Annotated in this window: 4 protein-coding genes and 1 pseudogene; 1 reads left to right on the top strand and 4 read right to left on the bottom strand. The window is 67.4% G+C overall.

Annotation, left to right across the window (positions count from 1 at the left end):
- Window positions 1-101 precede the first annotated feature (101 nt).
- From ABZ281_RS39975 to ABZ281_RS39990, 4 genes are all read right to left on the bottom strand, one after another.
- Window positions 102-371: a hypothetical protein gene (locus tag ABZ281_RS39975; protein WP_356662889.1), complete on the bottom strand. Its 270-nt coding sequence runs from the start codon at window positions 369-371 to the stop codon at window positions 102-104.
- A 15-nt stretch (window positions 372-386) separates the two neighbouring features.
- Window positions 387-1,133 (bottom strand): hypothetical protein, encoded by a 747-nt coding sequence (locus tag ABZ281_RS39980; RefSeq protein WP_356662886.1) that lies wholly within the window; start codon window positions 1,131-1,133, stop codon window positions 387-389.
- An 89-nt stretch (window positions 1,134-1,222) separates the two neighbouring features.
- Window positions 1,223-2,281: a hypothetical protein gene (locus ABZ281_RS39985; RefSeq protein WP_356662887.1), complete on the bottom strand. Its 1,059-nt coding sequence runs from the start codon at window positions 2,279-2,281 to the stop codon at window positions 1,223-1,225.
- Window positions 2,278-2,928 carry a hypothetical protein gene (locus tag ABZ281_RS39990; protein ID WP_356662888.1) on the bottom strand — a complete coding sequence of 217 codons (651 nt, stop codon included), beginning with the start codon at window positions 2,926-2,928 and terminating at the stop codon, window positions 2,278-2,280. The genes ABZ281_RS39985 and ABZ281_RS39990 overlap by 4 nt, the downstream gene beginning before the upstream one ends.
- 450 nt (window positions 2,929-3,378) lie before the next feature.
- Here ABZ281_RS39990 and ABZ281_RS39995 point away from each other — a divergent pair.
- A pseudogene (locus tag ABZ281_RS39995) lies at window positions 3,379-4,318 on the top strand (hypothetical protein); the annotation flags it as partial.

Below are 4,318 nucleotides of genomic sequence, written 5' to 3' on the forward strand. Positions count from 1 at the left end.
CATCGCGGCGGACCTGCACCTCAACGCGGCCGTCGCTTCCTGACGAACGCGCAGGAAAGGGCCCCGGATCCGGGGCCCTTTCGCGTCTCTCGCGCGGCGGTCTACTTCCTCCCGCCATCCCCCGCACCGCCCTTCCCGCCCCGCTTGTCCTCGGTCTTCATGGCGTCGTTCACCTTCTTGGCGAGTTCGTGATCCAGCTTCTTGAACTCGCGCACGACGGCATCGGACATACTCGCCAGCGCATCGAGCTGCTGCGTGATGTCCTCGCGCCCGTCTTCCCAGTTGGACTCGAAATCGCCGAGCGCGTCATTAACACTGCCGTCGCCGATGTCGTCCTTGTACGACTCGAAGAGCTTCTTGGTGTGATTCAGGCGGGGTAGCGGTGGTCAGTGCGCGGCGGGCCACAGTCGATCTCCCCTTGGTTCTGATGTAGGCGGTTGTGGAGGCGGTGTCATATCGCCGCAGACCGGTTGCATGCCGTTGACGTCCCCTCGATGGTGACCTGCTGAGCGCGCCACACCGGGTTGTGCTTCACGGTCGTCATGAGAAGTGTGAACTTCTGGTAGCTGGCCGGGCTTTCCCTCGTACGGTGGACCTTCTTGCTCGCGACATCCCCTGCCGAAGACCTTGGACTGGTCCTCACAGAAGGCCACGCTGACCGTCTTGGTCTTCTCGGTCTCGTCGCGAGGGCTGACTTTGGCGTCGTAGTACCGGTCCTTACCCGTCAACGTCCAACCGCCGTCCACATACTCCTCGATCTGCGCGTGTGCGTAGCGGGCGGCCTGGCCCGACGAGTAGAACTGGAAGGCGGGATCGGCCGGGTCCTGTTTCGTGATGCCGTGGTTCAGTGCGCTGATGCAGTTGGCGGCGTCCTCCAGGGCTGCCGCGCTGTTCTGGTCCGACGGCTTCTCGAAGTCGAAGTCCAGAACCAGGTCCTTCGGGACACTCACGTCAGGCCGCTCGGCTCCCTTCGGGGCTGGGCCGGAGGCCGAGGCGGCAGGACTGCCGGCGACCTTGCCCGCTCCCTCGATGCCGTCCGACGAGCCGTCATCACCCCCGCCGCAGGCAGTGATCAGCAGGGCCGCCGCCACGGTGAGCGCGGCGGTTGTCGTCCTCAGAGCGCGGCGAGTCACAGGCGCGTCTCTCCGTTGTCCGATCGTCGTCAGGTGTGGCATGGCGATTGCGCACGCCGTCGTATTCCCGCCGTCCGGCAGGTGCCGGGTCAACGGTTGATCGACTGGATCTCCTGGACCTTCATGTCCTGTGTGGTCTCGAAGGTGCCGTCGGGCAGTTTGCCGCCGGAGCCGTCCGATCCTTCCCAGGTGATCTGCCAGGTGACGCTGGCGGAGAGCTGGTAGGGGGTGCCTTTGGTGGCGCGGAGGTAGCGGATGCCGCACGGCGGGGTCTTGTCGGCAGCGCCCTTGGTGTACGGGGTGCCGATGGAGCCGTCGTCGTTGATCTCGCAGTCGCCGGAGGCGGGGAAGACCTCGGCGTCCTCGGTGCCCGGGTCCAGGTGCAGGGCGACCGGCTTGGCCGTGGTCTCCGCCCACAGGCCCGTACCCGGGAGCTCCGCACGGACCTTGACGTCCTTGAAGGTGCCCTTGTCCAGCCAGACCCACGTCGGCAGGTTCACCGTCGACTTGGTGGCCGGCTTCAACTCGACCTCGGTCTCGGGGACCTTGATCTTGTCGTAGTCGTAGCCGGCGAGGGTCTCGGGGGTGGGGGCGTTCGGCACGTCGGGGATCTCGCCGGCGTCCTGCCAGAACATCAGCCTGCTGCACAGTGACGTGTCATCGATTCCGGTCACGTCCGGTGCCACCCCGCGCCAGAAGTAGCCCTTCTTGCCCAGGTTGTAGTTCTTGTAGCCCTTCACGGTCGCCGGCTTCGTGAAGATGGTGGTGGCGTCCTTCTCGTCCCTGAAGTGGTCCGTCCAGAGCTCCGAGCCGTACCAGCCGTCGCGCAGACCGGCGTCGCCGCTGCCGTCGTTCTCCGAGAAGTTCTTCAGCTGCTCGGGGGTGAAGACGGGCTCGTACCAGCACGGAGGCGGCTTCCAGTTGACGTCCGCCGAAGCGACGGTGCCCTGCTTGCCGCCGGTGGGGCCGCTCTTCTGGGTGACCTTGATGCGGGACTGCGAGGCGGAAGCGGACAGTTCCCCGCTGGCGTCGGAGCCGCCTCGGACACCGTTTCCCATGCCCCCGAAGGCGCCTGCCGGCGAGGAGCTCAGCAGTCCCACGACCAGTGACGTGGCGACCAGGGGTATCGCTCGGTACGTCGCCCTCACCGGGAGCACTTCCCTCGCTCACCGCGAACCGACGAGTTCTGCCATACGCCCTGCTCGTTCTTCGTCAGGGAGACCGAGTAGCGGACGTAGGGGTTCGTGCCTGCCGGGTTCCCCTCGACCTTGTCGGTCTTGCGGTTTCTGGTCTTGGCGTCGCTCTCGTCCGTGCAGTAACTGAGCGCTGCTCCCCGGCCGTTCTTGGCCATGCCGACCTTGGCGTCGAAGGCCGGCAGCTTGCCGATGACGGTGAGGTCCTTGTCCGTGTAGGACTTGATCCACTGCTTGGTCATCCCGCGGACACCCTTGGTGTCGTAGAAGCTGACGGCTTCACTGTCCGGGTCGTTGGCGATGATCGCCGCGTAGCCGGCCCGGACCTCTTCCTTCGCGTCATCGAGCACCGCCTGCTCCACCGGATCGCTGCTCGTCCAGTTCTCGAAGGTCAGCTGGAAGCTGCTCGGGAGCTTGATCACCGGGCGCTTGGCGTCGGACCCCGCGGAGGGCGAAGCCGATGCCGACGGGCTGCCGGAGCTGTTGCCCGCACCCTTGATGTCGTCCGATGACGAGTCGTCGCCCCCGCCACAGGCGGTCAGAAGCAGCGCCGCCGTCGTGGCGAACGCTGCGGCAGTGGTGGTCAATGCGCGGCGGGCCACAGGTGATCTCCCCCGTTGTTTCGGTGTACGCGACAGGAAACGAAGCTATCAGGGGCGGAGCGTGGTGCTTTGAGGGCCAATGGTGGATTGCGTGGGGATCGTGAGCGGCCTGCGTGGCAATTGCGAAGGCCGCGTCTCCGGGTGCCCGGCCCAGCGGCGAACACCCGTGACTTCGGGGGCAAATGGGACGACCGCGGGGATCCTTCGATCCGCCCTTCGACGACCCCGATGAGAGTCCATAAGATCTCTGTAGGCTCAGCACACCCCTCCCTCACAGCTCGGCCTCACCTCACTCGGCTCACTCCACACTCGACACTCGACCCCAGGACACCCGCCATGCCGCGACGCCGCACCTCAAGCTCGTCAAGCTCGACGGGAAGTACGTCGGGAAGTACGACGGGAACGACGGCGGGGACCACGGCCGCCCCCAGGAACCGGACGCCGCAGCCGGTGCGGATCCGGCGGCGGTCGTTCGGGGACTTCGTGAAGGCGTTCTTCGCCTTCCTCGCCCTGGCCGTGCTGCTCGTCGGCGTACCGGGCGCGCTGGCCACGCAGATCGGGTGGCCGCTGCCGGACGGGGTGCCCAGTTTCGACTGGCTGCAGCAAGAGATCACCGTTCACACGTTCCTGAACATCCTCACCGTCATCGTGTGGCTGGCGTGGGCGCAGTTCACGGCGTGCGTGCTCGTGGAGATGAAGGCCGCGCTGTCGGGTGTCGGCGTGCCGGGCCGGGTGCCGGGCGGGGGGCCGAGTCAGTTGCTGGCGCGGCAGCTCGTCGCCGCGCTGCTGCTCGTCGGCGCGACCGCCGCCAGCTTCACGCCCGGGCTGTCGCAGCTCGGGAACAGCTACGACGCCAACCAGAAGCCGACCGTCGCGGCCGCCCAGGCCTCCCCGGGCATCTTCGCCCAGCAGCAGGAGCAGGCCTCCGGCGCCGCGGCGGCCCTCGCCGAACAGGCCTCGCACGCCGCCGCCCACGCCGACGCCGGCGGCAGCACCGCCAAGCGGGGCGACACGAAGTTCTACCGGATCCAGCCGCCCGAAGGGCGTCACCACGACTCCCTCTGGGAGATAGCCCAACGGCACCTCGGTGACGGGCGCCGCTACAAGGAGATCTTCGAGCTCAACAAGGACCGCGTGCAGCCGGACGGGTCCAAGCTCTCCGAGGCCAGTCTCATCCGGCCCGGCTGGATCATGGAGATGCCGGGCGACGCCCGCGGCGGCGACCTCGTCGAGATGCCCGACGAGGCACCCAACGTCTCGCCGGACGTCCAGCAGCAGATCAGCGACTACGCCCAGACCGGCGACCACGCCCAGGGCGGTGGCTCCGGCGCCCAGGGCGGGCACGTCGTATGCGCACAGGACAGGTCGAGAAGCAGGAGGAGACGGCCCA

It is taken from the genome of Streptomyces sp. NPDC006265 (genome assembly GCF_040613555.1).
Classification (GTDB): domain Bacteria; phylum Actinomycetota; class Actinomycetes; order Streptomycetales; family Streptomycetaceae; genus Streptomyces.